Genomic DNA, 2588 nt, shown 5'->3' on the forward strand with positions numbered 1-2588 from the left:
CAAAGTATCGCCGGCCGAGGTCCTCAGGTTCGAGTGAGCTGAAGTCTGGCCACCTTCTCAAAGAAGGCATGGACATCGTACTGCAGCCTCTCGCCAGTGTGCGTAAGCTTGCGCACCTTGCCCAACACCTCCTTCCGATTCCACGGCCTGCCGTACAATCCTCCAACGACCATGGCTATGCCCGTATACCCGTTGGGGTCCCGACCATCGAGATCGTAGCGGTCGTTGAGATAGAGGGCTATGCAGAGAGCTTCCTCCGGGCTCTTGTTCCATTCCAGGACCTTCTCACCCCAGTACTCGCGCAGCACAAGACCGACCGGGCGATCAGACCCGCCTTGGCCATCGAATTGGGTCTAATGCCAGGACTCGCGTCGAGATGTGGCTCACTTGTTCAGTGGCGCCCCGCAATATACGCACGTGTCCCGGTATCTGGGATTCCCCTTTGTGCAACTTGGACACGAGATGCTTGCCACCGAGCCGAAGAGAAAAGGCCTTCCGCATCCCGTGCATCTGGCGGTGCCGTCCTCGTTCTGTGTATGGCAGATCGTGCACTCTTTCATGTTTCCCCCATCGCCAAGGCCGAAGATAGCGTTATCTCATCGACGAAGTCCGACCCCTTCCTTCTGAGAGGTAGTGCCAAAGCCCGAGACCCAGGTCGATGCGATTTCAGCCAACTTGCCGTCCTCCGCCGCTCGAGAAACGGAGGAAGTGGCTGCCATATGAGCTTCGCCAAGCCTGGTAAGAGGGGCAGGGTATGAATAAATACATTCTGAAGGATAGATACAAATAGCCTGGATGACGCTGAGGTGACGGGATTCATGCAGAGCGGACGGAAGGTGGCCGTTGTTCTCATTTGCTTGGTGATCGTCCTTGCGGGCGGTGCCTTGGTCGTGGTCTTGGGGAACCAGTCCTCGGCGAACGACTTCGCATCTCAGCTCTCAATCATTAAGAAGAAGGCCTTGTACGCCCACGCTAGCTTCGGCATCGTGGTGTACGACCCTGCCAACAATCGCACGCTTTACTCCGAGAACGAGGAATCGATGTTCGTGCCCGGTTCCACGACCAAGCTGTTCACCTCCGCCACAGCATTCGATGCGCTGGGCGTCAATCATCGGTTCCACACTCCCGTGCATGCCGTCGGAACGATCATCGGAGAGAGGCTCGAGGGCGACCTGGTCCTCGTGGCCAGCGGTGATCTCACCATGGGAGGCAGGACGACCGCCAGCGGCGGGATCAACTTCACTAATGTCGATCATGGAGACGCCAACGCCCTCGGTGGCTGCCAGCTGACCTCGGAGGATCCCTTGGCTGGATTGGACTCCTTGGCGGAACAGGTCAACGTCTCCGGGATCACCGAAGTGGACGACGTGATCGTCGATCCGCGCGCGTTCCCGGTCGTGGACATCGGCAAATCGTACAAGATCGCGCCCATCGCCATCAACGACGACCTCATCGATGTCATGGTCGCTCCCACCCAGGTCGGGCAGAAGGCCAGCGTGGACTGGAGACCTAAGACGGCCATCTATTCCATCGATGCCAATGTGACCACCGTGGCCATCGGGCCGACCGAGATCTCTGTTTCCGACGGTGCTCTAGGCGTCATAAAGGTCAGGGGCACCATAGCCGCCAGTAGTGTTCAGGCCAACTTCACCTATTCCATCTCCGACCCGCTGTCTTTCGCACGCACCCTATTCATCGAGGCGCTGCAACGTCACGGGGTGCAGGTGCATTCCAATCTCTCGGGTTCGAACCCAGAAGAGAAGCTCCCTTCGATCAGCACCTACACCGTCCAGAACAGAGTGGCGGAACTCGTTTCGCCTCGGTTTGCAGAGGACGTCAAGCTCACCCTGAAGGTATCGCAGAACCTGCACGCCGATACCTATCTGGGACTGATAGCTATGGCCAAGCAGGCGGGCAACTACTACCAGGGGCTGGGCGTGGAAGGGCAGTTCCTTGAGCAATTGGGTCTGAACCTGACCTCGATCTCCTTGGGGGACGGGGAAGGTGGAGTGTCCAACGACCGCATCAGCCCTCTAGCCGCAAGGCAGCTTCTCGTCGCCATGATGGAGCGGACCGACTTCCAGGACTACTTCCTTGCCCTGCCCATCCTGGGCGTGGACGGATCGCTCGCTGGCTCCGCCACCCCTGGCAGCAAGGCCATCGGCCACGTGTACGCCAAGACCGGGACTACCGTCGATGAGAACCCGCTCAGTGGCAGCGGCATCGCTCTGGCGAAGGCCCTGGCAGGTTATGTGGATACGGCCAGCGGCAAGAGACTGGTGTTCGCCATCTATGTGAACAATGTGCCCGTGGGCTCGGTGGACGACATCAAAACGCTCGGAAGCGATGTCGCGCACATCTCCGAGCTCATCTATGCCTCGTTCTAGCTTCCTACGTAGAGCGTCAGCGACTCACGATCAAAATCGTGGGCTTGTAACTATGCTCGACCTTATCCAAGGTGTCACGGCACGCTACATTCGGTCGGCTGACTCCTGCTTGCAAAGCAGGGTGGCATCTGCCACGGCGGCCTACTCCATCGGGAGCGTTCCAATGCCTTTCCCGCAGACCGTTGCCAGTCCCGTGCCCGA

The 2588-nt window shown here is 59.0% G+C and carries 2 protein-coding genes; one reads left to right on the forward strand and one right to left on the reverse strand.

Annotation, left to right across the window (positions count from 1 at the left end; all coding sequences use genetic code 11):
* Nucleotides 1–23: 23 nt before the first annotated feature.
* Nucleotides 24–308 carry a hypothetical protein gene (locus NT137_00020; protein ID MCX6651731.1) on the reverse strand — a complete coding sequence of 95 codons (285 nt, stop codon included), beginning with the start codon at nucleotides 306–308 and terminating at the stop codon, nucleotides 24–26.
* 510 nt (nucleotides 309–818) lie between these two features.
* Between NT137_00020 and dacB the strand changes: the two genes are divergently transcribed.
* Nucleotides 819–2387, forward strand: a complete 1569-nt coding sequence (gene dacB / locus NT137_00025; GenBank protein ID MCX6651732.1) for a D-alanyl-D-alanine carboxypeptidase/D-alanyl-D-alanine-endopeptidase — start codon at nucleotides 819–821, stop codon at nucleotides 2385–2387.
* Nucleotides 2388–2588: the final 201 nt, after the last annotated feature.

It is taken from the genome of Methanomassiliicoccales archaeon, assembly GCA_026394375.1.
Classification (GTDB): Archaea; Thermoplasmatota; Thermoplasmata; order Methanomassiliicoccales; family UBA472; genus JAJRAL01.